We start from the raw sequence: 23,793 nt of genomic DNA, 5'->3' as shown, positions 1-23,793 counted from the left end.
CGGTAATGCACTTCAAGGCCGTTGCTGCCTTTCCACATCCATTCATATTCGCTCCACACACTACCGCCTGTGGTCTTGCGGTCGATTACGCGGTGATACTGAGAGCAATGGGTTGGCTTCGAAGTCGAAGGACCTTCGTCGAAGACGCATGACCTCACTCCATCAGAAATCCAGCCAGTTTCGACTCTAGGCTCTGGACTGCGAGCAACAGCTGGACAGTTCATTCCCAACAGGAACACTACGCAGAGAGAGCGGCGAATGGGCATCGGTCAAAACTACAGCTTCGATGTGCAGCGTCAACGACCGCTTCCCACCAATCCCGGTCGTCCAACTTCACCCCAAACCCTAATTTACCCCATCTGGGAAAATTCGCGCTTGCCGCCCTTACCCCAATTGGGTAATGCGCCGCCCATGACGACGATGGCCGGCCTCAAGATCAAGCACTTTCGCGAAGAGCGCGCGCTCAGCCGGGCGGCGTTCGGCGCGTGGTATGGCGCGCCCGGCTCCACCGTTCAGGGCTGGGAAGAAGATGGCAAGCGCGCCAGCGGCCCGGTCGTCAATCAGATCGCGGCCAATGGCATCGCCACCCATGCCGATTGGTACATTTCGATTCGCACGGAGAATGACATGAGCAGCTGGGCCCCCGATAGCTGGACGCGCGCCGACGCGCGCCAGATGCCCACCTATCCCGATGCGGCGGCGCTCGACGCGGCAACCGACACGCTCGCCAGCTTCCCGCCCTTGGTGTTCGCCGGGGAAGCGCGCAACCTCACCGCCGATCTCGCGCGCGTCGCCGAGGGCAAGGCGTTCCTGCTGCAAGGCGGGGATTGCGCCGAGAGCTTCGCCGAGCACAGCGCCAACACCATCCGCGACACCTTCCGCGTCATCCTGCAAATGGCGGTGGTGCTGACCTTTGCGTCGAAGCTGCCGACGGTGAAGCTCGGCCGCATGGCCGGGCAGTTTGCCAAGCCGCGCTCGTCCGATGTCGAAGTGCAAAATGGCGTGGAATTGCCCGCCTATCGCGGTGACATCGTCAACGATATCGAGTTCACGCCCGAAGGTCGCCTGCCCGATCCACAGCGCATGATCCGCGCCTATAGCCAGTCGGCGGCGACGCTCAATCTGCTGCGCGCCTTTGCTGGCGGTGGCTATGCCAATCTCGCCCAAGTCCATCGCTGGACGCTCGATTATATGGGCCGCAGCCCCTGGGCCAAAAAATATGCCGAAACCGCCGACCGCATCGGCGAAGCGCTCGATTTCATGGCCGCGTGCGGCATCAGCCCGGAGACGGTGCCGCAACTCGCGCAGACGCGCTTCTACACCAGCCATGAGGCGCTGCTGCTGCGCTACGAACAGGCGCTGACGCGGCAGGATTCGCTGACAGGCGACTGGTATGACACCAGCGCGCACTTCCTGTGGATCGGCGATCGCACGCGCTTCGAAGGCAGCGCGCATGTCGAATATCTGCGCGGCATCGGCAACCCGATCGGCATGAAGTGCGGCCCAAGCCTTGAGCCCGACGCGCTGCTGCGCTTGCTCGACACGCTCAACCCCAACCGCGTGCCCGGCCGCATGACGCTGATCACGCGCTATGGCCATGATAAGATCGAGGCGGGCCTGCCCAAATTGGTGCGCGCGGTGCTGCGCGAAGGGCATCCGGTGGTGTGGAGCTGCGATCCGATGCACGGCAACACGGTGAAGGCAGCGACGGGCTATAAGACGCGCCCGTTCGACCGCATCCTGGCCGAAGTGCGCGGCTTCTTTGCGGTTCACCGCGCGGAAGGCTCAATCGCGGGCGGCATTCATGCCGAGATGACTGGGCAGAATGTCACCGAATGCACCGGCGGCGCGGTCGACGTGACCGAACAATCGCTCGCCGATCGCTATCACACGCATTGCGATCCGCGGCTCAACGCGGGCCAGTCGATCGAGCTCGCTTTCCTGCTTGCGGAAATGCTGAACGTGGAAATGGCGGAACGGCGGCGCGCGGCGGCCTGAACCGCCCCGCGCCGCGCGGATCCGTTAGAGCGCGCTGCGGCCCTGCAGCAGGCGAACGACCACGACGATCAAGGCGATCACCAACAGCAAGTGGATCAACCCACCGCCAATATGAACGGCAAAACCCAGCGCCCACAGCACCAGCAAAACGACGACGATGGTCCACAGCATCGGAAATCCTCCCATTACGCCACTCCGCAGGTGCGGGCGGTATCGGCTAGGGAAACGCCCACGCGCCGGGCAGGTTCCGAGCGCGCGGCACTTCGCTTGACGCCGCGAGGCGGGATCGGTAAGGCCGCTCCTCCGCCTTACGGCCCCTTCGTCTAGCGGTTAGGACGTCGCCCTCTCACGGCGAAAGCACGAGTTCGATTCTCGTAGGGGTCACCAAACTGTCAAAACCCTCATTTTGGGGTTGGTTTGGCGTGCCGAGAGTGAACGCGGCCCGTGATAATTCTTCAAGCATTCCAAAGGGCTGCCTGAATTCTACGGTCAGCCGATCATTGGCCCAAGTACAGTTCGAAAGTACCAAATTTAGAGCTCGACGCCGGTATTCCGGGGCCATCTCCGCAAAGCCTTTGTGGGCGTTCCTGACGACATCGAGCAGCGCCACGCCATCGTCGACATAGGCCTCGTCGGCATTATTGAGGTGCTCGAGTCCTCGGATCGCCCGCGCTCTCTCCTCCCGCCAGGTGGTAGCGATGCGATCGTGAAATTCCTTGGTGATACGTCCATCGACCTTATCGAGGTAGATGGTGTCAAGACGCTCCTGGAGCTTGTCTGCCTCGGCAGTCAGCCGCGCCTTGGCTTCATCACGCTCGCGGCTCTCGTCGCCATGGCTCTCGCGGAGCGCTCGCTGTACGAGACCGAAAATCTCGTCGTCGAGGCGAAGCCGCGAAAGCATCTGTTCGAAATGAACGTCAAGCGCCTCCTGGCGGACGTAACGCTCAGGGCATTTTCCCTTAAAGCCGGTGCAATGGTAGTAGATGTATTTCTGCTTTTTTATCTCCGCGACCATCGCACAGCCGCAGTGGCCGCACGTCATCAAGCCGGTGTAGACGAAATCTTTGGGACTCGCGCGGACATTGGATGCGCTACGGCCATCGATGACTTCCTGAGCTAGTTCCCAAGCCTCGAGCGAGACGATCGGGTCGTGTAGGCCTTGGTAAAGCTTACCGTCCCACTCATAGGAGCCGGTGTAGAGCCGATTTCTGAGAATATAGAAAATCGTACTCGTACTGCTGACGAGCTTGCCGCTTCGACGATACCTCAAACCAAGCTCGCGCGCCTTCGCTGCCAGTTCGTTGATTGAGAAATTACCGGTTCCGCACAGCTCGAACAGGCGCGCAATGATCGGTGCGATCTCGGGATCGACCGCGATCACCTTCCGCCCAGCATCATTGCGGATGTTGCGGTAACCGAGTGGAGCGAGGGTAGGCCAATAACCCTGCGCGGCCTTTTCGGTCATGCCCTTGCGCGCTTCCTCTGATAGATTGTCGATATAGTTCTTGGCCATCAGCACCTTGATGCCGTGCATGAACTTCTCGGAAGACCTGGAATCCTTGGAAAGGACGACACCCTCCTTGGCGAGGTGGATCTCGATATCCAACTCGTCGAGCGTCACCCAGTCCTTGAGGTTGCGATACAGCCGATCGGTCTTTTCGACCAGGATCATTCGGACCGATGGATGGCGTCGTAGGTACGCAAGCATCGCTTCAAATTCGGTACGCCCGGCCTTCCGCGCGGTTTCTACATCGACATGTTCGGCTACGATATCGATGTCGTTGATCGCTGCGTAGTCTCGGAGAAGTTTGAGCTGGGCAGGAATCGAGAATCCCTCGCGCTCCTGCTCCGACGTTGAGACGCGAGCGTAGAGAACCGCTTTCTTCAATGCGTGGTGGACCGACGCACGTGCCACCGTCCGTCTCAGCTTCGCTCTGGGTTTCGCCATTGTTCCACAATTCCTTCTCTGCTCTCAATCACGATCCTTCCCCACTTCCAACCGCGAAACGCGCCTATCGCTGGGGAATTGTGGCCGTGCCGCCGTGCCGTTCTGTTCACTATTTATTCTGCGATAGCATTGACCCGTCAAGCTGCCGATTCGGCGTAGACAAACCGCTTGGCTGGGTTATCCGGCGTTCGTGTCGTCGTCGCATTCCCTTGACGGTTGTCGAACGACAATGGTCCGACGTCGGGCGATGGCGAGCTCATAATAGTCGGTCAGGTCGCCTAGCAGAATCCTCGCTTCGTCCTGAGACACTGGCCGGCCCAGTCGTCGTGCGAATATCCCACTGGCATCCTCAATCAGCTGCCGTGAGAATTTATCGCGCCTCGCAATGCGAGGTTCCCGTGGAGTCTCTTGGGTCGAGCTCCCCGCTGAGGATTCACATGCAGACTGAGTAGGCTCCTGATCCGTAGCCTGCGCTCTAGGTTGCGGAGGAGGGTTGGACTGACCGTAAGGCGTTCGTGGCCCGGCCGAGGAATCATTGGCGTTCCCGTACCTCGTGTTAGAAGATCGGGCGCGCCTCATCGCCGTACGATGCGATTATCGTGTAAGGGACATTCGCATTGCCTGAGGTGCCAAAGCAAGGCCCCACCGAGGCGCACCGTCATTATCACGTCGCCGCTCCAATCGATGGAGCTCAGCGGGATGTCTTGGAGCAAGGTTATTGTAACTCGCGTGCCACCGTTTATCAACAGTTCCCGCACTCGAGCCGATCTACAGTGCTCAGCGTGTCGATGATGTCGCGGGCGGTCAGGCGCTATCTTCCTCGCAAACGCCCATAGAAAGACTAAGCGTCGATTGCGGGCCTATTCAACGAGATTGGCAAGATTCTTCAATGACGAATCCATGCCGGCGCGATGGTCAGCTTCGCTGATCCCCGTGGGGACGTTCTCGGCGGTGAACGTCACTTTCGTGCCGTTTGCGACGGCCGTGAATATCGTGGTCATCGTCATGGTGCCGGCAAAGGCCGGATCGGCGGACTCGAACTCGACAGCCTCGACAATTTTTTCATTCGGTATCAGTTCGATGAAGCGTGCCTCGACAACGTCGGTATTCTCCGTTGATTTGCCTCGGCCACGCTCGGTCTCGGAATAGACGAATGTCATCCGATAGCTGCCCCCAACACGGGGGGTCGAAAGCGAGGATCTTCGCAGTCATGCCCTTGGGCGCACGCCATGACGCAAGGGCCTCGGCATCGAGAAAAGCGCGGAAGATGGCACGTGGTGGCGCAACGATGGTGCGAGAAGCTGTGTGGGTTCGAGGGTCTGTCATGAAACCTGTATGATAGAGGGCGGTCGCGAAGTCGCGCCAGCAGACGCTTTAGACACAAGGAACTTTGAACCCATCGCCGCCGAACCCTAGTGTGGAAAACCCCAAACCGGCCTCCACACGAGGAAAACGACGGCCGGCTTTCTTGGTCCAGGCGCGATCGTTGAGGGACGCGCCTGGACCAAGAATTGGTTCAACCGTTCAGCTTGTCCTTCACCGCTTTAGCGGGCGTGAACGAGAGCTTCTTCGAGGCCGCAATCGTGATGGTCGCGCCAGTCGAGGGATTGCGACCTTCGCGCTCCGCGCTGGCCTTCACTTTGAACTTGCCGAAGCCGTTGAGCGAAATCTCCTCGCCCTTCGCCGCCGCGTCCGCAATCGCCGCGAAGACAGTATCGACGATTTTCTTGGCGTCGGCCTTGCTCGAGCCGGTGGCGCTGGAAAGATGGTCGGCGAGGTCGCTGTTGTTCATGTTTCACTCCTGGTTGTTCCCCTGCTGATCTATCGAGGAGCGGATAGAGCGACAAGCCTGCTGCCACCGCGCCGCTTAATCTTGCACCTCTGACGATACGGAGCGCGCTACCACGCCGAACCCGAGCATTCGCTCCCGCTTGGCCTCGTTGGTGGGCGAGTCGGGCGATTGCGGGGTCGTCGCGACCGAAGCACCGCCAAGCCTAACAGGCCGTTCGGCGAAGATCGCAGGGCCAAAACGCCGCGTGAGGTGGTCTGCGACGCTCAGGGCATAGTGCCTTTGGCGCCACGCTGTGGGGCTGTGATAGACCCCGATCGCGGCCCAATAGTCACCGGTCGCCCGCAAGGCCGACAGGAAGATCCAGCGGGCAACATCGGCATTGAAGCAGGCATCGGACTTGAGCCAGGTGCGAACCTCCTGCTCGGGCCGCCGCAGCACCGCTGCGATCTTTGGCACCCACCAACTATTGATCTGAAGGGGCCCCAGGTCATGCGATCCGTTGGCATTGGCGACCTCCGCGCCGACCCATCCGCCTTCCTGGTCGCGCAGTCCCCACAGGGTTTTCTCGAGCCAATCCTTCCCACCAGCGGCACGTGCAATGCAGTGTGAGATGGCGCCTTCCGAAGGTCTCGCCATCCCCGCCGAGGGTGAAGCCGCGGTGGATGCCGCGAACACCACGGCAAGGCAGCCGGCGCGCAGAATAGATTTGAGGCGGCATCGGGCGGAAAATGCAAAGGCGGTGTGGTTCATGGCAAACTGCTCCGTGATCAATGTTCCGGACCGTGGCCGGAATCGGCGTCACGGGAGTCATGTACTTGGGCGGGCGCTGGGTCGGTTCGGGCGTCGGCGCGATCGGCTTCGGCAGGCGCGCGATCGACGACAGATTGCAGGAAGCGGTCGAGGATGTCGGCAATCCCGCGGGCATTTTCAGCCAGCCGCTCCGGCAGGCCCCTTGGCGCATTCGTCCGTTGGTCGAGTTGCCGGCCAAGGGCCATGTCGCGCCGCTCGGACCGCTCACGATCCTGGTCCGCCCGAGCTCGCTCAATCGGGTCTGCATGACGCGCGGCGAGGCTGTCGCGGCTATCCCTGTCCAGCCTTCCGAGCCCTTCCAGCGCGGACGTCTTTTCGCCGGAATGGGTCTCGAGCTTCTCGGCGAGGCGCTTCTCGTCCTCGGTCCAGAGCTTCACGCCGAAGCGCGCGCGGGTGATCGCCGTATAATAATTCTGGCCGTTCACGAGCCCGGAATTGACCGGCGCCAGCACATACACCCGGGCGTAGGTCTTGGACTGCGCGGAATATACGGTCTCTGCGTATCCGTGGTCCCAGTGCTTGTGCTCGGACAGGTCGATCTGCTGCACGCGCTCGCCTCGGTCCCAACGGATCGTGGCAACGGTTCCATCCATCTTTTCGACCGTGCCACGCTCGGCATTCTTTAGATCGAGCGCATTGTTCACCAGACGCCATTGGATGCGATCGCCTTCCGCGAGGTCGCGATTCTCCGCGTTGAACACGTTGATCTGCTTGACCTGACTCTGCCGCGGATCCCAGCGGATCATCCGGCCGTTTTCGTCGACCAGTCGCACGACCTGCCGCCCGTTCTCGGCGCGTCCGATACCGACAACACGATATTGGACGTCGCGCGCGATCCCCGCGCCGAGCTGATCCCGCGTGAAGGTCACGACCTGGCCGCCTGAATAAAATCGGGCATAGTGTTTCTCCTGGTCGGACATGCCGCTCGGCGTCAGGACCTGGAGCCGTGCGTCTTCGGCCGCGATCGCGCTTTCCGATTTCAGGGTTTCGCGAATCTTTGAGTTCACGATCAGCCGGGTGGCATTGTCGAGCACCAGGATGTTCGTGGTGGCGCGGTTCTCCGGCTTGAGCCGGGTCCATTCCGCGACGAGGCCCTTGGCGAGCGCCTCGGCCCCCTCCCCGCTCACGACCTTGTCGAGGTGTGACAGCGAGGCGGCATATTCCGCGGCCCGCGCATGGGTGACCGCGGCCTTCATGCTTTTGGTCTGCTGGCGCATCGACTCGGTGAGTTGCGCCGTGGCGAGGCCGAACTTCTGCATCAGCCAGAAGGGCTTCCCCTGTTCGATCGCGCCGGTCTGCTTGTCATCGCCGAGCAGGATCAGCCGCGCGCCCGTCATCCGGCTGATCTCGAGGATGCGAATGGCCTGGCGTGTCCCGAGTTGCCCGGCCTCATCGAGGAGGAGAACATGGCGGTCGGTGATGCCGCGACCACCGCTGGTGAGAACGCTTTCGACCGTTCTCGATTCGACACCCGCGATCTGACCCGTGGTCGCAGCGGCTGACGATGTGGGGGCCAGCGCGACCAGCACCGTTCCCGGCTCGGCCGCCTGTCTCAGGGTATTCATCAACGTCGATTTGCCGGCGCCGCCGACGCCGTGGATGCCAGTGACCCGGTCCCGCGACAAGGCCGATTGAACGAGGGCCTGCTCCTGATGGGGCGTGAGGCCAGCGGTCTCCAGCGCGACCAGGAGGCGGTCGGCGGTGGCGATGGGTCGGGCATCATCCAGGGCCAAAGCGAGGTGCTGCGACAGCGCCATTTCCTGGCGAGCGCTGCGCCTGCTGGTCCGGCCGCGGGTTAGAGTCTGATCGCCCGTCGGCGCACGGGTGACGAGGAGCTTGTGCTTCGCCTCATGCTCGGCAAGCAACGGCCGGACATCGGCAAGCCTCACCTCTCCGACATGGCTGGCCAGCGCCAACCCGTACATGCGGCCGAGATTGTTCACGGCTTCGCGTGTCTCCGCCTGCCGCAGGCCGAACAGACTCGCGCGACCGGCGGTTCGGCGGTCGACGTCGATGATCGACGTGCCCCGTTCCTCGACCTGCGCGGTGAGTTTGGCGAGGTCCGCCTCATAGGGTTTCGCGCGCGCGGCCCACTGGATGTGGAACTCGTCGAGTGTCGCCGTCACCTTGGGACCGCGCGTCTGGTAGAAGGATTGGCGACGCGCTGCCTGTCCGGTGAGCCCATGCTCCTTGGCATGGGCATCGATCTGTCCAGCGCGCTGGGAGGTGTCCTTGATAAAGTCCTTGGGAACGCCGACGATCTCGAACAGCCCCCGTCTGGGGTCGAATTCGACTTCGTATCCGATCTGGCGAAGCTCATGGGCGAGGTCGTTTTCGATAGACCTGCCCCGCAACCATCTGCTCGGCGAACATCGCCCGTGTCTCGAGGCTGGCCCAGGACGAACCGTCCTCTCGGTTCGTGATGTTCATCACGACAACATGGGTATGGAGATGGGGATCGAGCTCGCGGCTGGCATGTTCGGTGAAGCGGGCAAAATCAGTCGACCAGTCGTCTCGTGAACGATCTGGCCGTTGTCGCGTCGGCGCAGGGACGCATGTTCTTCGAGATATTCGAGCGCCGTCCCGACTGCTTTCTCATGGGCGGCGATTATCCGCTCGTCGCCCATCACCAGCGCCATGATCGATACCGATTTCGGCGCATTGACGGCGAAGTCCCAGCCGGGGGTGATGCTCGATCTCGCCGTTGGCACGGTGGCGGCCGAGTTGCTGGTCGTCGATCTTTCCGGCCAGCAACTCTTGGAAAGTCTGGGGATCGACCGGGCCGGATAGCCCTAACTCAACCGCTATCCGGCCACCCCATTCTGAATGTTCGTCGCTCCCTTTGGTGTAATAATCGCCCACCGTATAATAGCGGGCAATATTGCCGGGCGTACCTTTCAGGCGGCGGGGATGGATCATGCCGGCCGCGCCGGCCTGGCCGGGCCATTTTCGCGATCATAGACATCGAGTTCGATGCGGGTCCGGCCCCGTTGGGGGGCAAGCGTGAAGGCCGGAGCAGGTGCGACAGGGTCTGTCGGCGGGTTTTCGGCGGGTTTCGGTTCAACCCCCTCCCCCTCGGCGGCCCCACTGCTGCCGCCCTCGAAGAGGTCAGGCGATGTTGGCGGAGGCGGTGGCGGCACCGGTCGTGCAGCCTTCTTGCGTCGCGGCGGTGATGGCGACTCGGTTGACTTGGCTTCGGCATGGATCGCGGCGATCAGGGCCTCGCCATCCCGGTCGCGCACCGGCGGCGTATCGCGTTCGACAAAGGCGTCGGCGATGGTCGCGACGGTGTTGAAGCGGTCCTGGAAATGGACCACCGGCAGGTTGCGACCGAACCGCAGGAAACCCGACAGGTTGGGCAGATTGGTGACCTCGGTGTGCATGACCAGCGGGCGGGTCACCTGCATGCGCGACAGGTTCACGCCGTCGCGCATGTCGTTGACGCCGTAGGACATGCCTTCGTTCGCCTCGACCTGTTCGACCTGACCGAGATTCTCCGAAACATGCTTTGCCGTGGGGGTGTCGTTGGCGCGGAGAGCCACCCAGGTCGAGCAATAGCCGGTGATCGCAGCGGCATCCTGGATACCGTAGGTCGCCTCCAATTGCGGGTAGGACTGGAACCCCAGGATACCGCACCCGCCATATTTGCGGGCGCGCGCTAGGAAGTCGGACAGCGATGGCAATTTCTGCAGCGTGGGGAGTTCGTCGATGACGCAATAGAGGCGTCGGCGGCGATCGGGCGTCAGGCTCATGATCGCCGAAATGGCGATATCGAGCCAGACCGTGATCAGGGGCCGAAGCGACGGGAGCTGGTCGGCCTTGACGGTGATGAAGAGCCAGCCGTCCCCCTTTTCGTTCGCCACCCAGTCCCGGATCGACAGCCCTTTGCGGGTGTCGTCGAGATAGGAAAAGCTGCGCATGACGGAGGCAAGTTCGGCCTGGATGCCGGCAGACGTGCGCTCCCCTTCGAGGCTGATGAAAGCCGCGGCATCGGTACCAGCGGCGAAGGCTGCAAGATCCTTCAGCTTGGACCGCAACAGGCGATCAAGCAGGATCGAGACCAGCATTTGCTTCTGATGCGCGAGCTTGCGCATGACCGCGACGAGCGTGCCGCGGGCGGCCTTCGCCCAGAACGGATCACCCGCCTTGTCGGGGATCGTCGACTCAGCGATCTGGTCATAATGGTAATCGCGCGGGACGTCGCCCCAGGGCGACCAGCGGCTGGTGCGCTTGTCGAGTGGATTGAGAAGAATGTCCTTTCCCGGGCGGTAGAATTTCTCGACGAAGGTGCCGGCAGTATCATAGACGATCGCCCGCTTGCCCTCCTTGCGGATCCCCTCGAGCATCTTGACGATGAGGTTGGTCTTGCCGGTGCCGGGCGCGCCGCACAGGAGCACATGCTCGGGCTCATAGGCATCCGGAATGGGGACGCCGCCGATCGAGAAGCTCCCCTTGCGCTGGTGGCGGAGCAAGTGTTTGACCTGCCGGATCGTGCCGAACCGGGCACCGCGCAAATACTCGTTCGAGCCGAGTCCCCTGCCCGTGCGCGTGAATGTGAACCAGGCGAAGAACAGCGCCAGCAGCGCGAAGGCGCCGGCGATCAACGCCCCGTGGATGAGGTCGAGCTCGACCTTATGGAGAGTCTGCTTGGCGAGTTTGGAGGCGAGCAGCCAATCGGCTGACGTCCAATATTGGTGTCCCGCCGGCGTCTTGAACAACACCGGATCGTTGGTGCCGGCGGCCGCATCGACCTTGAAGCTCGCCTCGACCAGTTTGCGCAGGATGAAGCGCTCATAGTCCGTCGACATTTCGAGCGCATACCAGATGGTGCCCATCACCCAGAGGACGAACCCCGCGATGACCGTCTGGAAAAACACCTGGGTTGTCATGCGGACATTGTGGACGATCGCCTGTCCGCCGCGGGTCCAGGAGCCGAGCGTGTCGTTGCGAAAGATGCTCATCGTGCGTCTCCCGCGTCCACATGGACAGGAAGGACCGATCTGGGATGCCCGAGATACAGGAGCGGCAGGAAGCCGATCGTCCAGGGGATGGTCGGCAGCTGCGGCGATGCCTGAAGCTCGGCGGTGGGGGTGGGATCAGCCCGTCGTTCATCCCCGCTCATCGGTCGGCTTCCGGGTCGAGCAGACCCCTGTCCCGCAATATGCCGCGCGCTCCGCCATCCCCTTTTGCAGAACGTCCGGGGTCCGTTGGCCGATCGAGGTGCCGAGGATGGTGAGGATTTGAATGCAGGTCGCGAGGATCTCGTCCTGCGACGAATAGATGTACCGGCCGCGGGGATCGGCGGCCTGTTCGAGAACGGACCGAATGAACACCGAGAGGGAGAGATCGGCGCCGGCCGCGCGCCGGTTGAGGCGGTCGTGCAGGGCGCTGTCGATCCGCACGCTTATTCTGATCATGTCGTAGCTCCAGCACTGGGAGCTCGACGGGCAAGTCTTGAAGCAAGCGCATCATAGCGCGGATGCCGCTGTTTTTCAACGATTTATGCTGTCCGACATGTCAGACAGGAATAGACGCGCAAATCCAACGATTTGCTCGACGCACTGTCGTTCGCGGGTGACATGTCGGACGCCGCGCCGTGTCCAGCGTCGGACTTGTCGGACAGGCTTATAGCATTGATTTATCGTCGGAATAGCCGCGCAGCACCCGTGCGTACGGTGCATTACAAACGGCCAAGGCCGTGAGTGCTCCCCTTCGCAGCGCTCCGCGCGCTGCGTTGTCTCGACCGGGCACGGGCGGACAATCCCCGGCAGGGGATTTCTTCTTCTCGCCGGCGGCACGCCGGCAAGCTCATCTCGATCGCGGTGCCTTGGACCTTCATGAAGTCCATACCCCAAGTTCGGGATTGAATGCGGGCCAACCCGGATTACAATGCCGGGCGGCGGGCAGACCCATCACAAGGACGATGGACATGCCCAAAATGACGGAACGTGAGCGACTAGCCGACCTCGAAGCGCGTCAGCGCAAGGTCGCTGAAGAAGTAGAAAGTGCCCGCCGCGCCCTGCGCGACCGATATGCTGGAATGGTCACGGACCTCCCGATCGAAGCATTGAGCGAGCGGGATTTCAGGGACGTCCTCACTCACGCGATTCGGGTGGGAGGAAGCCCTGCCGTCTCGGCACTGAAGACGCTGCCAGCGGCAGCGCCCGAACCGAAAAGTCGCCCGAAGGGCGGCCCAGCGACGAGCATGGCGTAGCCACGCGCAGGAGGCCGACAGCAAAGCTGTCGCACCGCCCCGCGACGGACCCGATCTTTGATCGGGCTCCCGAGCGGGGCGGTCCTCAACGCCAACAAAAGGGACCGGCCGGGCATCATGCCCAACCGATCCCCATCACGATCTCAGGCGACAGCGCTGGCTGTGCGCTGATCCGAGAGCCGGAAGAAGTGCGCCGGCACCCGCTTCTCGCGGACCATCCGGGCGAGGTGCGATTGAAGTCCCGACCCCTCGCAGACCAGCGCTTCGACGGGGCGCAGTGCCAGCAGCCGCTCGTTCCGTGCGAACCCCGCCCGCTTGCCCAGTCGTGCGTCGAGCGTGAAGGCCACCAGCTTCACGCCCGACCGCGCCGCCCATGCCGCCGCGATCGCGTCGCACCCCTTGTTCTGGGCGGTCGTCGCCAGCACCATCGCCGGGATCCGGGCGTGGATCGCGTCGAGCCGATCCCACAGGAGCTGATGGTCCTCCCATTGCTGGCCGCCCGAGAAGATGACCACCGGCCCCTGCGGCGCGTGCTCCTCGATGCGGCGCTGGCGGCGTGCGGCGATGAAGTCGGTGGCGGCGATGACCGAGGCGGTCCGCTTCCCCGACACCAATGTCGCGCGCGGTGCCGACCATGGCCGGCCGGTCTCGGATGGTACATCTGCGCCGCGTGATCGCGCATGCAGGCGACCGCGTCGCGCGCTTCGTCGAGGGACTGGCAGAGCGTCTGGGCTTCCTCCAGTTCGGTCGTCGCGACCTCGCTGCCGTCGGCGGAGCGGATCAGCCCGTTGACCTGCTGCGCCGCCCGATCGGCTTCTCCGTCGAGCTGTCCGGCGACCTTGTGGAAGCTGTGAACGATGCCCCAGGCGAGCCGGTCGGCGATGCTCTCCAGTCTTGTGTCGCGCAGGACGTCGAACAACGTCGTGACCAGCAATTCGGTCGCGCGCTCGGCTTCCAGCGGGTCGGGCATCCCGGCATCGGTGCTGTCCTCGGCGCGGTCGATCCGGAACTCACCTACGGTCTCGGTGAAGGCAGCGGCGAAGCGGTCCGTAGGCTCGGCCGTTTCCTCGGCATAGAGCGCGGCGATGTCGGTGAAGCGCGAAATGGAACGGTGTGAATGCGTCATGATGGCCTCCTGAATTTTAAGAGGCATTTTCCCCGGCACGGGCTCTGAGCGACGGGGTCAAGGATCGCGAAGCGACCGCGAAGCGGCGATGGGGGTCACGATTTTCTTTGGCGGCCACCAACACCGATGCAGAAGTGCTGCCGTCGATCCGCCAAAGAAAATGGTGGGGCCCCGTCGTCCTTGAGGCCGGCGCTGTCCCCGTGCCACCCTTGGACTTCTTGATAGATAGAGAGAGGCTGTGATTCGGGGGGCTCGATGCCCCCCGAATCGCATCGGCCGGTGCGGACCCTTTGTCCGCACTGGCCGTCCCGCACGTCTGAGGATTGTGAGACGCTAGGCCGCGCATAACGCCCTCCCAAGGCGGTGAAGGAGAAGGGCGAAGCCTGTCGGTTGCTCGACGCACTTGCATAAAAATAGCCGGCACGCGGGAACGCGTCCGGCCATCATAGGAACCTCAGATCGTCAGGGACTCAGCCAATCGAACCCTTCATGGTGCCCGCAATGATCGCAGGCGACCGTGCGATAGATATTGAGCGAGCCTTCCGCGCGCTCGACACGCCCGTGCTCGGCTGGTTCGCCGCAACGTGGACACGACGCTTCCCATCGCTCGTCGGCAGGCTCCATACCGCCGGGCTCGGTGCAACCGCCATAAGCGATCATGACTGGTCCGATCTGTCGGTTGCGGGAGGCAGATAGGCCTCATAGGGGTTCCCGTCGTGAAGGTGGCCGAACGGCGTCATCACATAAGCGCCGTCGTCCCGACCCACGGCGCAGATCACGTAGCGCGGGACGCCGGGGAGCGCGTCGGTGCATTCCATGAGGGCGAGATTACCGTCCTCGGCCGCGCGGCGCAGGGTTGCGAAATTGCGCCGATACACATCTGGTATGGCCATGTCGGCCTCCTGTGAAACGGTGGGAAAGGAGGCGGGAGCCAGGCCCCCGCCCCCCCCCCCGATGTTCAGGCCCGCATCCGGCGCACCGCGGAATCGGCGACCTGATCGGCCTTGCGGAAGGCATGGATGGGCACCCCCGCCTGTTTCAGGGTCTGATAGAGGTTCGCCTGCAACCCCGAGCCTTCGCACAGCACCGCCTCGACGGGCTTCAGCTCGGCGAGCTTGCGGTTTCGCGTGAAGGCCGTTTTCCGGCCCGAGCCGTATAGCCCGAACGCCACCAGCGGCACGCTGTTGCGCGCCGCCCATGCGGCCGCGATCGCGTCGGCGCCTTTGCGCTGACCGGTCGTGACGAGGGACATGTGCGGCACGCGCTGATGAACCTCGTCGAGCCGCGCCCACAGGGTTTCCCAATCGTGCCACTGGGCGGGTCCGGAAAAGACGACGATCGGTCCTTCGGGCTGTGCTTCTCGCGGGCGGCGAGTTCGCGAGCGCGGAGGAAATCCTGTGCCGCGATCTGACTCGCCGAAGATGCGGAGGATGCCCGGCTTCCCCGCGCCGGCGACCACGGCCAGCCCGACTGCGCGCGGTACATCTCGCCCGCATAGTCGCGCATGCACTCGATCGCTTCGCGGTGCTCGGCGGTCGACTGGCAGAGGAGCTGCTTTTCCTCCAGCTCGTTATTATAGACCTCGCTCATGTCGGGATGTCGAACGAGATCCCCGATTTCGGAAGCGAGGCTGTCTTCGCGGCGTTCCAGTTTCCCGGCGACGAAATGGAAGCTGTTGACGAAGCCCCACGCGATCTCTGCGGATAGAGGCTCCAGCCGCGTGCCCGCGAAGAGATCAAAGATGGTGGCGATGATCGCCCCGCATTCGGCCTGCACCGCGAAGGGTTCGGGCATGTCATGTTCGCCGGGCTGGTCGCCGAGTTCGACGATGCTGAGCGGCATGGGATCGCCGAAGGCCGCCTGAAATTCGGGGGTGGCGATCATCTCGGCATAGAGGGTGGGAAGGTCGGCCAGTCGGCTGACGCTGTTCGGGGATGTGGTTCGAGCCATGATGGCGAACTCCTTGTCGAAAAGGGAAACAAAAAAAGGGCCGGAGCGCTGGACGCACCCCCGGCCCTCGTTCACGCGGCTTAGAACGGGATGTCTTCGTCCACGTCCGCGTTCGTCCGGTCGCCGTTCAGGTGCCGTCGGCGCCGGCGGTGCTGTCACCGAAGCCGTCCTGGGTCCGGGGCGCATAGTCGCGCTGGCTGGCGCCGAACCCACCGCTGCCGAAGCCGCCACCGAACCCGCCGCCGAGATTCTCGCGACGCCAGGCGACGGTGAAGCCACCCGCCTCGTTCGGGAACAGGGCGACCGGAAGCGGCTCGGGCAGGCTCGGATCGTCGATCTGGCCCGCAAGGAAGACCTCACCGGTCTTCTTCGACACGGCTTCCCAGAGCGCGCCGATCTGCACCCAGCGCCGCGCGATGTTCAGCGCCACGATCTCGTAGATCGGCGCCTTCTCGCTCTGGCTCTGGACCGGGCGAAGCCCGATCCGCGGCAGATCGATGGTGCGCGTGAAGACCGAACCCATCAGCCGGCCGTTCTCCTTCTTGAATTCACCAATGTTCATCGTCTCAACTCCTTCGAATGTCGCTCTCGAGACCATCTCGGCGACACTCCTCCAGATCCCCCTTTCCTCTGGTTCCCGGCCTCACCGCGCGCGGTGCCGCGCGAGGGGCAATGCGACCTCTCCCCCCGCCCTGCCCCGCCACCGCTCGCCGCGCACACCGCCGCTAACGCGCCTATGCCGCCCCGCGCACAGGCAAGTGCCCGTGCCGAGGTCGGGCTATGTGGGTGGAAGTTGGGCGGCTGGCCCCCGCGTACGGGCGTTCCTGATCAAGGGGCGATTTCGATCGGCAGCGATGAGTGGTTTGCCGCTTGCCGAAAATCGCTTTCAGGTTTCAGAGGGTGGATTCGGGATGATGGGAGAGATACCTCACAAACCGAGCGGGGAGACCTATCACCGAATCTATATGTCTCGGGGAAGAGTCATGTGAGCCGTGAGGCTATGGATCGGGCAAACCTTGTCTGGGAGAATGTCGGAGTGGCGGGGAATAGTTGGGAAAGGGTGCCGATCGATGCGCAGAGCATCGACGCGCCGCTCTCGCAAGCGGCGATCTTTCTCGTTCTAACGGTCGCTGACGGTGAGGCTGCTCTTGGCACGATCTGCTCCGTTCTCGGCGGGCTCGATGATCTCGTCAAAACCGTTGGGTTCCGCGACCTCTCCGCCCGTCTGTCCTGCATTGCGGGGATCGGCAGCGATCTATGGGACCGGCTCCATCCGGGGAAGAGACCGCGTGAACTGAAGCCGTTTGCGCCGATCATCGGACAGCCGCACAGCGCGCCGTCGACGCCCGGCGATCTGCTGTTCCACATCAGGGCGGAACGCGTCGATCTCTGCTTCGAGTTCGAGCGAATCCTGCTGTCAAATCTCGGCGCGGCCGTGAGCCTCACGGATGAGGTGTCCGGGTTCCGCTATTTCGATGCGCGGGACTTGCTGGGCTTTGTCGACGGTACCGCCAATCCGACTGACCAGACCTCCCTGCATCGGCGCTGGTGGGCGAAGAGGATGCCGAGTTTGCCGGCGGAAGCTACGTCGTCATCCAGAAATATCTTCACGATCTGGGGGCCTGGGGACGCGTGCCAACGCCGTTGCAGGAAGAGATCGTGGGTCGCACGAAGATCGACAATATCGAGATCGACGACGACGATGCTCCGCGCAAATCGCACAAGTCCCTCGCCACCATCGTGGATGCTGACGGGAACGAGCATGACATCCTGCGCGATAACATGCCCTTCGGCCGTGCGGGTCATGGGGAGTTTGGCACCTATTTCATCGGCTATTCCCGATATCTGTGGGTGATCGAGAAGATGCTGCAGCGCATGTACCTCGGCGACCCACCCGGCGCTTACGACCGGCTGCTGGACTTCTCGACGCCGCATACAGGCACGACCTTCTTCGCGCCGGCGCGGCCGGCGCTTCAGGCAATTGCTGCGGGAGAGACGCCGGGTCGGTCCCTCCCAATCAGTTCAACAACCGTGCCGTCGTGAGCGGTGTAAAACCCTTGGTCAGGCGATGTACTTAGCTGGGATTCTGAGCGAGGGAATCTCAAGGCACCCTGGGATGTTGGGCCGAACAGGGAGGCAATTCGCTCTGCAGTCGTTGGGCACGCCGCGGCTTCAGGTGGCGCCGTTGGCGGGTTGCTGCGCGGACTCCCGAAAATGGGGTTTGTCCGTATGCCGATATCGCGACGCAGAGGTTCGGCGGTTATGAGTGTCCGAGAGACAGTCCGGTGCTGATCGGTTTGACGATAACCGGCTGGTGTCGGCCCAGGGTGGCGAGCAAGCGGCGTTCGGCCTTGTCGAGAGCGTCGATAGAGGCGAACATTTCTATAGTGTAGCATCCACGCGCGAAGAAATCGCTGGCTGCGGCGACCATCGTGGTGAAGTTGGCAGGCCAGTGGCAGAGAAGAAGAATTGGCCAATCGGGATCCGGCGGTGCGTAACGGCAGAAGATGATGGCGTTACTGTTCAATGCCGATGCGCGTCGGTCGAACAAATCGGGGACCACTGGAGAGGAGCGTTCGGCGCAAAGGAACGCCTCGATCTCGTCGAGTTCCGCGAGGGCCTCTACGACGATTGGATAGTAACGTCCGAGCGGAAGGCTGGGAGCGGCGTACCGAGATGGGATATCGATCACAAGGATATCCGGCATGGTCGCAATTGGCCGGGGATAAAGAACCCGGCGAGCGGCAAGGTGATCGATCAGGCGCATCGCCGGGTAAATGGCGATGCATCTGACTTTTGGTCAACAGGAAGCCATGTGACGTGACGCCCTATTCTTCGCGTTGGGCTTTGGCGGCCTCGTTGATCACCGCGCGCCTGGCTGTAGCCTCCGCGCTTGCTGCCATGGTTTCCCAGGTGTCGGCGGAGCGGTGATGCATCGCGCGCTTGTTTGGCAGGTTCGTCCTGGCGGCAGCCGCGCGCTCGGCGCCGGCATTGGCGCGGTAGGTTTTTCGATGGTCGTCATCGGGCATATGTCGGATCCAGCGGCGCAAGATCAATCGACCAGGGGCAAGTCGGCATTTTTGCGTCAGTAGCGCACAAGGGGGAACCGACGTCAGGAGCGCCAGGCGAAATTCGGTGGTCAGGCTGCGAGGCGATCGACGCCTTCGTTGAACCGCTCAATCCATTCGCGCATCTGAGGGCGGCGCTCGACGGGGATATCGGCGGCGACACGCTGGAAATCGACCAAGTCGACCGGAGATCCAGCGATGATGGCGTCTATTTCACTCGCCTCCAGCAAGGCGTTGTCTCGAATGAACCGCGTCATCGAGCCCGGGCGGGACTTGGTCGAACTGCGCCAGAGGCCTTCGACGTTACGAAGTCTCGGGGCGGCGCGGGCCTCCAGCAGTACGATCAGCCTGAGGCACCAACGGGGTAAGCTCATCAATTCGTGCGATTTTTGGGCGGCACAAATCCAGCAGGCGGATTTAATCGGAATGGGAAGGCCCTCTGCGCGGATGCGCGCGGCGCAACGTTCACGATCCCAAACCCAGTCGCGCAGGGGATAATGATAGTCATAGAGGGGCGAAATATGTCCCTCGCGGTGGGCGTATCGTCGGGTGTCGGCAGGCGAGCTGTCATAGCCGATCAGCTTGACAACACGCTCGCCGCGAGCCCATGCTGCCCGCGCCGGCTCCCAGTTCGCAACCCATTGGTCTTGAGGCTGAATTTTCCATTTCGACGAACACGAATGGCGCCCGAAACTGATTGACGGCAGGGTCGCGTTAGTCAGGCAGTTCTCAAGTAACGTGAAGTAGGGCGGCCAATGTTTGAAGCGCTTCGGGACGTAACGGACGACATGATGCTCGATGCCGTGATCGTCCATCCATTTCTGGAAGATTGGGAGATACGCATAGGTTTCTGCGCGCTTCTGAGCGGAACCGATTAACGCCCTTTGCGGAAGCAGTTATACTGATCCGGCAATTCGAGTCGTTCCCATAAGGAGAATAGCGAATGTCGGCGTGACCGACAAATCAGCCCGTTTGCGTTCTGACGCAACGGTGCGGTTCGCCCGAAACCCGGCAGACCGGCCAGGCCGAAGATCGTGCACGGGTTGGTATCAGTCGATCAAGGCTGGCGATGCGCTGCCTTATGAGAGCCTGCTCGAGCGCGATGCGCTGTTACTTCTCGACTTCGATCCCGATGTTGCGCAGTTCGGGGTGCAACGGGAAACCTTCGTTTGGACGGATGCGGGCCGACAGCGGCGTTACACCCCCCGATATCCGGCTGGAGACGGTGGGCGGCGAGGTCATCTACCGGCAGGTGAAACTGGCCACGCGATTGGCGGCTGACCCGACATTGGGCGGACGGTTGCCAGCAATCGAAGCCGAGTGCGCCGCGCGTGGGGCCCGGCACGAGATGTGGCTCGATACCGATATCCGGCGACAGCCACGCTTGTCGAATGCGCGACGCCTGCGCGCAACGGTGGCGGTGCTAGCGGCAGAAAACCTCCACGCGATCCACACCACAATCACCCGCCTCCCCTTTCCGTCGAACCTGGGCGCAGCCGCCGAGGCGCTCGGCGGCCGCCCCGTGCATGTCAACATCGTGCTCGGCCTCGTGGCAGTCGGCGAGTTTGCGATGGATCTCGAGCGACCGCTCGATGACGATACCGTCCTCATGCGGGGGAGGAATGCGAAATGAACGCAACGCCGATGCGCTTCCAGCAAGGCGACACGCTCTCGATCCGAGACGATCAAGGTCAGGTGGCGCTCTGGTTGGTGATTGAGCGCAAGCGCCGTGGCTATCTGATGCGACCGCAGAGCGGCAGCGATGCGCGAACATGGAGCGACGATGAAATCGACATCGTCTATGGTGCCCGGCGGCTGACGCATCATCCTTGCAATGCGGACGGCCTGCCCAAGGCCATCGCCGAGACGCTGGAGAAAACCTGGGAGTTCTGGCCCGAAGAAATCCGCCGCGAGGCCGAGCGCAGGGACACCTATGTACGCATGGTCGACGCGATTCGCGGCGAGCACCCAACACTTATGGGCGCCTATGCCGCTGCTGCTGAGGCCGTGTTCGACGCGCATCATGAACAATGGGAACGCGAGGATACCGCGCTTGCGGCCCGGATGGTCGCGGAGCGGCGAAAAGGGAACGGCGAACCGCGCCGCACCAAGGCAGTGGCCCGGCCCAATCCTTATACAGTACGGGCGTGGTATGGCATATGGAGTCGGCACGGTCGCGATATCCGGCTCCTGATCCCGCACTATCATCGGCGCGGGGCACGCCAACCCCGCTATGCGCGCGCGAACGGCGATTATCCCGATACCTACAAGCTCATGCGGCAAGCCGTCGAAGTCTGGTATCTGGGCATGCCGCGGCGGCGGAAGAACTATGCCTATCGCCGCTATGTCGATCTGTGCCGCGAACAGGATGTTCCTGCGGTCAGCGACCGCACCTTCCGGGTGTTTATCCGCGACAATTATACCGAGCGACAGGAATATGAGCGTCGCTTCGGCCGGCGTGCCGCCTGGCTGAAGTTCGGCATCTTCGAGCGGCGGCGCCCGCCAGAACGGCCGCTCGAAGAAGTGGAGGTGGATCATTGTCTGATCGATCTGGTGGTGGTGCATCCGGAGAGCGGCCGCGCCTTGGGGCGGCCCTGGCTCACCGCGCTTCTCGATCGCGCCACCCGCATGATCATAGGGGTCCATCTGAGCTTCGAGGCGCCGTCCTATGCCTCACTCCAGAGAGCGCTTGCCCATTCCTTGTGGAAGAAGGATCTCTCCGGGTTCGCCGATATCGAGCATGACTGGCCGTGCCACGGCGTGCCCGAATGGCTGATCTGCGACAACGGCAAGGAGTTCCGGTCGCAATCGCTGCAGACGGCCGCCAGGATGCTCGACATCGGCATCGTCAATCTGCCGGTGAAAATGCCATGGTTGAAGGGCGCGGTCGAGCGCGTGTTCCAGACCATCGGCGTGCAGGTGTTCAGCCATGAGGAAGGCACGACATCGTCGCGGACCATGGATCTCTATGATCCGGTGGCGCGGGCAAGGCTGTCGCTCGAGGATGTGCGCAGTCGTATCCTCAAGTGGATCGTCGACGACTATCATCACAGCGTCCACGATACGTTGAAATGCACGCCCTATGAGCGCTGGCGAGAACTCAGCGCACTTTACCCAGTGCGCCCGGTTCCCGACTTCGACCATATTGTACGGCTGACCGGAGAGACCTTCTTCCGGCGCATCTCCAACATCGGCATCCAATATGAGGGGCTACTCTATGCTGATCGGGAGAAGCTCGAACCCCTGCTGGCGCGCGCGGCGGGTTGGAGAAGGACTGGGAGTTACGCTACGATCCCTATGATCTGGGTGAGGTCTGGCTGCTCGACGACGAGCGTGGCGAATGGCTGATGATCCCGTGTGTCGACCAGTGCATATCGCGGGGCGTCTCCAAATATCAGCACAAGATCCATCGCTCGATCGCAAAGCGAAGCCTGCCGAAGAATGCGCCGGTGACGGTCGCCGATCTCGAAGCGGCGCGCAGCCTTGCCGAACAGACGGCGGGAGATCTGCAAAGTGAGGCGAGTAAAGTCCGCAGCAAGACGCGGGCGGCGCGGTATGAGACCGACGGTCGCTACTTCACGCCGATCGAAGGCCAAGAGCGACCGCCTGAAATAGAAACGCCGGCACCGGCGGTAGAAACCGCACCACGTGCGGCGAAACAGGCACCGGTGCCGTCGCCTCCCGTCATCGATCTCGACGCGGACATCGAGGCTCTGGTTGCACAATGGTCGGACCCGAGGCGATGACACATCGTCGTCGCGCCGCGACGTTACCGGCACGGCCAGCGGTGCCCGACGCCGTGCTTGCGTTCGAGACCACGGTGATCCCGCATACGCGGCACATGGGCGCGAAGGCGGCGATCCGCGAGTTACATGGCCGATACCGCCCGCGCGAGGACGGCCGACGCTTCAAGGCCCGGGCCCTGCTCATCATCGGCTCTGCTGGGTCCGGCAAGACGACGGCGCTCGAGGACTATATGGCCGACTATCCCGATAGCGCGACGGAGGATGCCGATATCCGCCGCATCGTTTATGTTGAAGCACCGGAACGGACGACGCGACGGGCGCTGGTGGGGGCGATCCTCGGCGCCTACGGCTATCGTGCGCGGGACCATTGGAACGCCAGCGAGGTGATCGAGAAGATCGCCTTCTATGCCGAGGAGACGGGCACCGAGATGATCTTCATCGACGAAGGGCATCACATGGTGAACGAGAATAATCCCGACATGACGGCGGAAGTGACCGAGTTCATCAAGTCGTTGCTCAACCGGGTAAAAGTCCAGATCGTGATCGCGGGTCTTCCCCGGTTGCTCGACATCTCCGTGGCGGGCGAGAAGACGATGCAACTGCGCCGCCGGTTGCAACCGACGATCATCCTCAAGCCCTATGACTGGGCGACGCGGAGCGGCCGCACGATGTTCTCTGGCGTGCTCGGCGTCATGGAGAAGATGATGGGGTTGCCGGATGCGTCCGGCCTCGCGAAGCACGAGATGGCAAAACGCATCTACGTCGCGACGGGCGGCGAGATCGGGATCGTCTCCAAATATCTGAGCCAGGCGCTGAGCGTGGCACTGGCGATCAGCCAGCGGTCGATCGATCTGAACCTGTTGGGAGAGGTTCATGCGGGCTGGCATCCGATTTATGAGCCCGACGTCAGGGATATGCTGGACTTCGATGCGATCCTTGAGGATGTACCGTCAGTTCCGAGCGGCGGCCCGGCTCACCACGACAACCCCTTCCTGTGTTCGGCCGAACGCCTGCGCGAGATCTGGCTGCGCGACGCCGTACCTCCGTCGCCCAAGAACATGAGCCGCGTCACAAAGCTGCGCGGAAGGGGCGCGCAACCCCTGCGGCCCTTCGTGCGCGAGGGATTATGACAGCATCGGCA

21 protein-coding genes, 1 tRNA gene and 3 pseudogenes are annotated in these 23,793 nt (G+C 62.8%); 9 read left to right on the top strand and 16 right to left on the bottom strand.

Annotated features, from left to right (window positions below; all coding sequences use genetic code 11):
- The first annotated feature begins 411 nt into the window (after positions 1-411).
- The gene (locus NW75_RS05175; RefSeq protein WP_033964147.1) at positions 412-1,998 is read left to right on the top strand and encodes a class II 3-deoxy-7-phosphoheptulonate synthase; all 1,587 of its coding nucleotides are present in this window, start codon (positions 412-414) and stop codon (positions 1,996-1,998) included.
- A 24-nt stretch (positions 1,999-2,022) separates the two neighbouring features.
- On the opposite strand, the gene NW75_RS24295 is transcribed toward NW75_RS05175, so the two are convergent.
- Positions 2,023-2,169 carry a lmo0937 family membrane protein gene (locus tag NW75_RS24295; protein WP_010407531.1) on the bottom strand — a complete coding sequence of 49 codons (147 nt, stop codon included), beginning with the start codon at positions 2,167-2,169 and terminating at the stop codon, positions 2,023-2,025.
- Positions 2,170-2,310: 141 nt separating this feature from the next.
- Between NW75_RS24295 and NW75_RS05170 the strand changes: the two genes are divergently transcribed.
- Positions 2,311-2,385, top strand: a tRNA-Glu gene (locus tag NW75_RS05170).
- Here the strand turns inward: NW75_RS05170 and NW75_RS22740 are convergent.
- The 9 genes and pseudogenes from NW75_RS22740 to NW75_RS27680 form a co-directional block, all read right to left on the bottom strand.
- Entirely contained in the window at positions 2,345-3,946 is a 1,602-nt protein-coding gene (locus NW75_RS22740; RefSeq protein ID WP_081988639.1) for a recombinase family protein, read from the bottom strand. The two genes, NW75_RS05170 and NW75_RS22740, sit on opposite strands and share 41 nt — an antisense overlap.
- A gap of 860 nt (positions 3,947-4,806) precedes the next feature.
- Positions 4,807-5,106 (bottom strand): SRPBCC domain-containing protein, encoded by a 300-nt coding sequence (locus NW75_RS25960; RefSeq protein ID WP_231564969.1) that lies wholly within the window; start codon positions 5,104-5,106, stop codon positions 4,807-4,809.
- 356 nt (positions 5,107-5,462) lie between these two features.
- The gene (locus NW75_RS05155) at positions 5,463-5,738 is read right to left on the bottom strand and encodes an HU family DNA-binding protein (protein ID WP_033964144.1); all 276 of its coding nucleotides are present in this window, start codon (positions 5,736-5,738) and stop codon (positions 5,463-5,465) included.
- A 75-nt stretch (positions 5,739-5,813) separates the two neighbouring features.
- Positions 5,814-6,488, bottom strand: a complete 675-nt coding sequence (locus tag NW75_RS05150) for a lytic transglycosylase domain-containing protein (protein WP_033964159.1) — start codon at positions 6,486-6,488, stop codon at positions 5,814-5,816.
- Between the two features lie 17 nt (positions 6,489-6,505).
- Positions 6,506-9,467 (bottom strand): annotated as a pseudogene (mobF, locus tag NW75_RS05145) (MobF family relaxase).
- A complete protein-coding gene (locus NW75_RS05140) occupies positions 9,464-11,509 on the bottom strand; it encodes a type IV secretion system DNA-binding domain-containing protein (protein ID WP_033964142.1) in 2,046 nt (681 codons plus the stop codon). The pseudogene mobF and the gene NW75_RS05140 overlap by 4 nt, the downstream one beginning before the upstream one ends.
- A 147-nt stretch (positions 11,510-11,656) precedes the next feature.
- Positions 11,657-11,950 (bottom strand): CopG family transcriptional regulator, encoded by a 294-nt coding sequence (locus tag NW75_RS05135; protein WP_331386003.1) that lies wholly within the window; start codon positions 11,948-11,950, stop codon positions 11,657-11,659.
- A gap of 554 nt (positions 11,951-12,504) precedes the next feature.
- Positions 12,505-12,651: a hypothetical protein gene (locus NW75_RS24285; RefSeq protein WP_156142971.1), complete on the bottom strand. Its 147-nt coding sequence runs from the start codon at positions 12,649-12,651 to the stop codon at positions 12,505-12,507.
- Between the two features lie 254 nt (positions 12,652-12,905).
- On the bottom strand, positions 12,906-13,373 hold the full coding sequence (locus NW75_RS27680; protein WP_331386002.1) for a DUF2493 domain-containing protein: 468 nt from the start codon (positions 13,371-13,373) through the stop codon (positions 12,906-12,908).
- 23 nt (positions 13,374-13,396) lie between these two features.
- On the opposite strand from NW75_RS27680, the gene NW75_RS27675 reads away from it, so the two are divergent.
- Positions 13,397-13,879 (top strand): hypothetical protein, encoded by a 483-nt coding sequence (locus NW75_RS27675; protein WP_331386001.1) that lies wholly within the window; start codon positions 13,397-13,399, stop codon positions 13,877-13,879.
- A gap of 665 nt (positions 13,880-14,544) precedes the next feature.
- Here NW75_RS27675 and NW75_RS05120 read toward each other — a convergent pair.
- The 3 genes and pseudogenes from NW75_RS05120 to NW75_RS05110 form a co-directional block, all read right to left on the bottom strand.
- A complete protein-coding gene (locus tag NW75_RS05120; protein WP_033964140.1) occupies positions 14,545-14,781 on the bottom strand; it encodes a DUF6117 family protein in 237 nt (78 codons plus the stop codon).
- Positions 14,782-14,846: 65 nt separating this feature from the next.
- Positions 14,847-15,838: pseudogene (locus NW75_RS05115) on the bottom strand (DUF2493 domain-containing protein).
- Positions 15,839-15,965: 127 nt separating this feature from the next.
- Complete coding sequence (locus tag NW75_RS05110; protein ID WP_052192226.1) at positions 15,966-16,400, bottom strand: DUF736 domain-containing protein; 435 nt, start codon at positions 16,398-16,400, stop codon at positions 15,966-15,968.
- Between the two features lie 174 nt (positions 16,401-16,574).
- Here NW75_RS05110 and NW75_RS25950 point away from each other — a divergent pair.
- Together NW75_RS25950 and NW75_RS25945 are read left to right on the top strand one after the other, a co-directional pair.
- Positions 16,575-17,345, top strand: a pseudogene (locus NW75_RS25950) (Dyp-type peroxidase); the annotation flags it as partial.
- Between the two features lie 41 nt (positions 17,346-17,386).
- Complete coding sequence (locus NW75_RS25945; RefSeq protein WP_231564968.1) at positions 17,387-17,881, top strand: Dyp-type peroxidase; 495 nt, start codon at positions 17,387-17,389, stop codon at positions 17,879-17,881.
- 217 nt (positions 17,882-18,098) lie between these two features.
- On the opposite strand, the gene NW75_RS05100 is transcribed toward NW75_RS25945, so the two are convergent.
- From NW75_RS05100 to NW75_RS05090, 3 genes are all read right to left on the bottom strand, one after another.
- Positions 18,099-18,605 carry a hypothetical protein gene (locus NW75_RS05100; protein ID WP_033964139.1) on the bottom strand — a complete coding sequence of 169 codons (507 nt, stop codon included), beginning with the start codon at positions 18,603-18,605 and terminating at the stop codon, positions 18,099-18,101.
- A gap of 61 nt (positions 18,606-18,666) precedes the next feature.
- The gene (locus NW75_RS05095; RefSeq protein WP_033964138.1) at positions 18,667-18,867 is read right to left on the bottom strand and encodes a hypothetical protein; all 201 of its coding nucleotides are present in this window, start codon (positions 18,865-18,867) and stop codon (positions 18,667-18,669) included.
- 110 nt (positions 18,868-18,977) lie between these two features.
- Entirely contained in the window at positions 18,978-19,721 is a 744-nt protein-coding gene (locus NW75_RS05090; protein ID WP_033964137.1) for a hypothetical protein, read from the bottom strand.
- 362 nt (positions 19,722-20,083) lie between these two features.
- On the opposite strand from NW75_RS05090, the gene NW75_RS05085 reads away from it, so the two are divergent.
- Genes NW75_RS05085 through NW75_RS05070 form a run of 4 tightly spaced genes read left to right on the top strand, consistent with a single transcriptional unit; the run spans position 20,084 to position 23,782 of the window.
- Entirely contained in the window at positions 20,084-20,539 is a 456-nt protein-coding gene (locus NW75_RS05085) for a hypothetical protein (RefSeq protein ID WP_033964136.1), read from the top strand.
- Positions 20,536-22,254, top strand: a complete 1,719-nt coding sequence (locus tag NW75_RS05080; protein ID WP_033964135.1) for a DDE-type integrase/transposase/recombinase — start codon at positions 20,536-20,538, stop codon at positions 22,252-22,254. Before NW75_RS05085 ends, NW75_RS05080 begins: the two co-directional genes overlap by 4 nt.
- Complete coding sequence (locus NW75_RS05075; protein WP_156142970.1) at positions 22,170-22,652, top strand: hypothetical protein; 483 nt, start codon at positions 22,170-22,172, stop codon at positions 22,650-22,652. Before NW75_RS05080 ends, NW75_RS05075 begins: the two co-directional genes overlap by 85 nt.
- Positions 22,649-23,782 (top strand): TniB family NTP-binding protein, encoded by a 1,134-nt coding sequence (locus tag NW75_RS05070; RefSeq protein ID WP_197057719.1) that lies wholly within the window; start codon positions 22,649-22,651, stop codon positions 23,780-23,782. Before NW75_RS05075 ends, NW75_RS05070 begins: the two co-directional genes overlap by 4 nt.
- Positions 23,783-23,793: the final 11 nt, after the last annotated feature.

The sequence above is a fragment of the Sphingomonas sp. Ant H11 genome (assembly GCF_000797515.1).
GTDB lineage: Bacteria > Pseudomonadota > Alphaproteobacteria > Sphingomonadales > Sphingomonadaceae > Sphingomonas.
The sequence above is the reverse complement of the archived record's forward strand: the minus strand, read 5'-3'. Positions and strand labels throughout refer to the sequence as shown.

What these genes read in the sequence shown, in the direction of transcription:
- NW75_RS25960 (WP_231564969.1), bottom strand. Translation starts at nt 5,106, where the DNA reads ATGACATTCGTCTATTCCGAGACCGAGCGTGGCCGAGGCAAATCAACG.
- NW75_RS05100 (WP_033964139.1), bottom strand. Translation starts at nt 18,605, where the DNA reads ATGCGCCTGATCGATCACCTTGCCGCTCGCCGGGTTCTTTATCCCCGG.
- NW75_RS05090 (WP_033964137.1), bottom strand. Translation starts at nt 19,721, where the DNA reads ATGGACGATCACGGCATCGAGCATCATGTCGTCCGTTACGTCCCGAAG.
- NW75_RS05110 (WP_052192226.1), bottom strand. Translation starts at nt 16,400, where the DNA reads ATGAACATTGGTGAATTCAAGAAGGAGAACGGCCGGCTGATGGGTTCG.
- NW75_RS05085 (WP_033964136.1), top strand. Translation starts at nt 20,084, where the DNA reads ATGCGGGCCGACAGCGGCGTTACACCCCCCGATATCCGGCTGGAGACG.
- NW75_RS05150 (WP_033964159.1), bottom strand. Translation starts at nt 6,488, where the DNA reads ATGAACCACACCGCCTTTGCATTTTCCGCCCGATGCCGCCTCAAATCT.
- NW75_RS05070 (WP_197057719.1), top strand. Translation starts at nt 22,649, where the DNA reads ATGACACATCGTCGTCGCGCCGCGACGTTACCGGCACGGCCAGCGGTG.
- NW75_RS05140 (WP_033964142.1), bottom strand. Translation starts at nt 11,509, where the DNA reads ATGAGCATCTTTCGCAACGACACGCTCGGCTCCTGGACCCGCGGCGGA.
- NW75_RS05155 (WP_033964144.1), bottom strand. Translation starts at nt 5,738, where the DNA reads ATGAACAACAGCGACCTCGCCGACCATCTTTCCAGCGCCACCGGCTCG.
- NW75_RS05095 (WP_033964138.1), bottom strand. Translation starts at nt 18,867, where the DNA reads ATGCCCGATGACGACCATCGAAAAACCTACCGCGCCAATGCCGGCGCC.
- NW75_RS24295 (WP_010407531.1), bottom strand. Translation starts at nt 2,169, where the DNA reads ATGCTGTGGACCATCGTCGTCGTTTTGCTGGTGCTGTGGGCGCTGGGT.
- NW75_RS27675 (WP_331386001.1), top strand. Translation starts at nt 13,397, where the DNA reads ATGGCCGGCCGGTCTCGGATGGTACATCTGCGCCGCGTGATCGCGCAT.
- NW75_RS05120 (WP_033964140.1), bottom strand. Translation starts at nt 14,781, where the DNA reads ATGGCCATACCAGATGTGTATCGGCGCAATTTCGCAACCCTGCGCCGC.
- NW75_RS05175 (WP_033964147.1), top strand. Translation starts at nt 412, where the DNA reads ATGACGACGATGGCCGGCCTCAAGATCAAGCACTTTCGCGAAGAGCGC.
- NW75_RS22740 (WP_081988639.1), bottom strand. Translation starts at nt 3,946, where the DNA reads ATGGCGAAACCCAGAGCGAAGCTGAGACGGACGGTGGCACGTGCGTCG.
- NW75_RS05080 (WP_033964135.1), top strand. Translation starts at nt 20,536, where the DNA reads ATGAACGCAACGCCGATGCGCTTCCAGCAAGGCGACACGCTCTCGATC.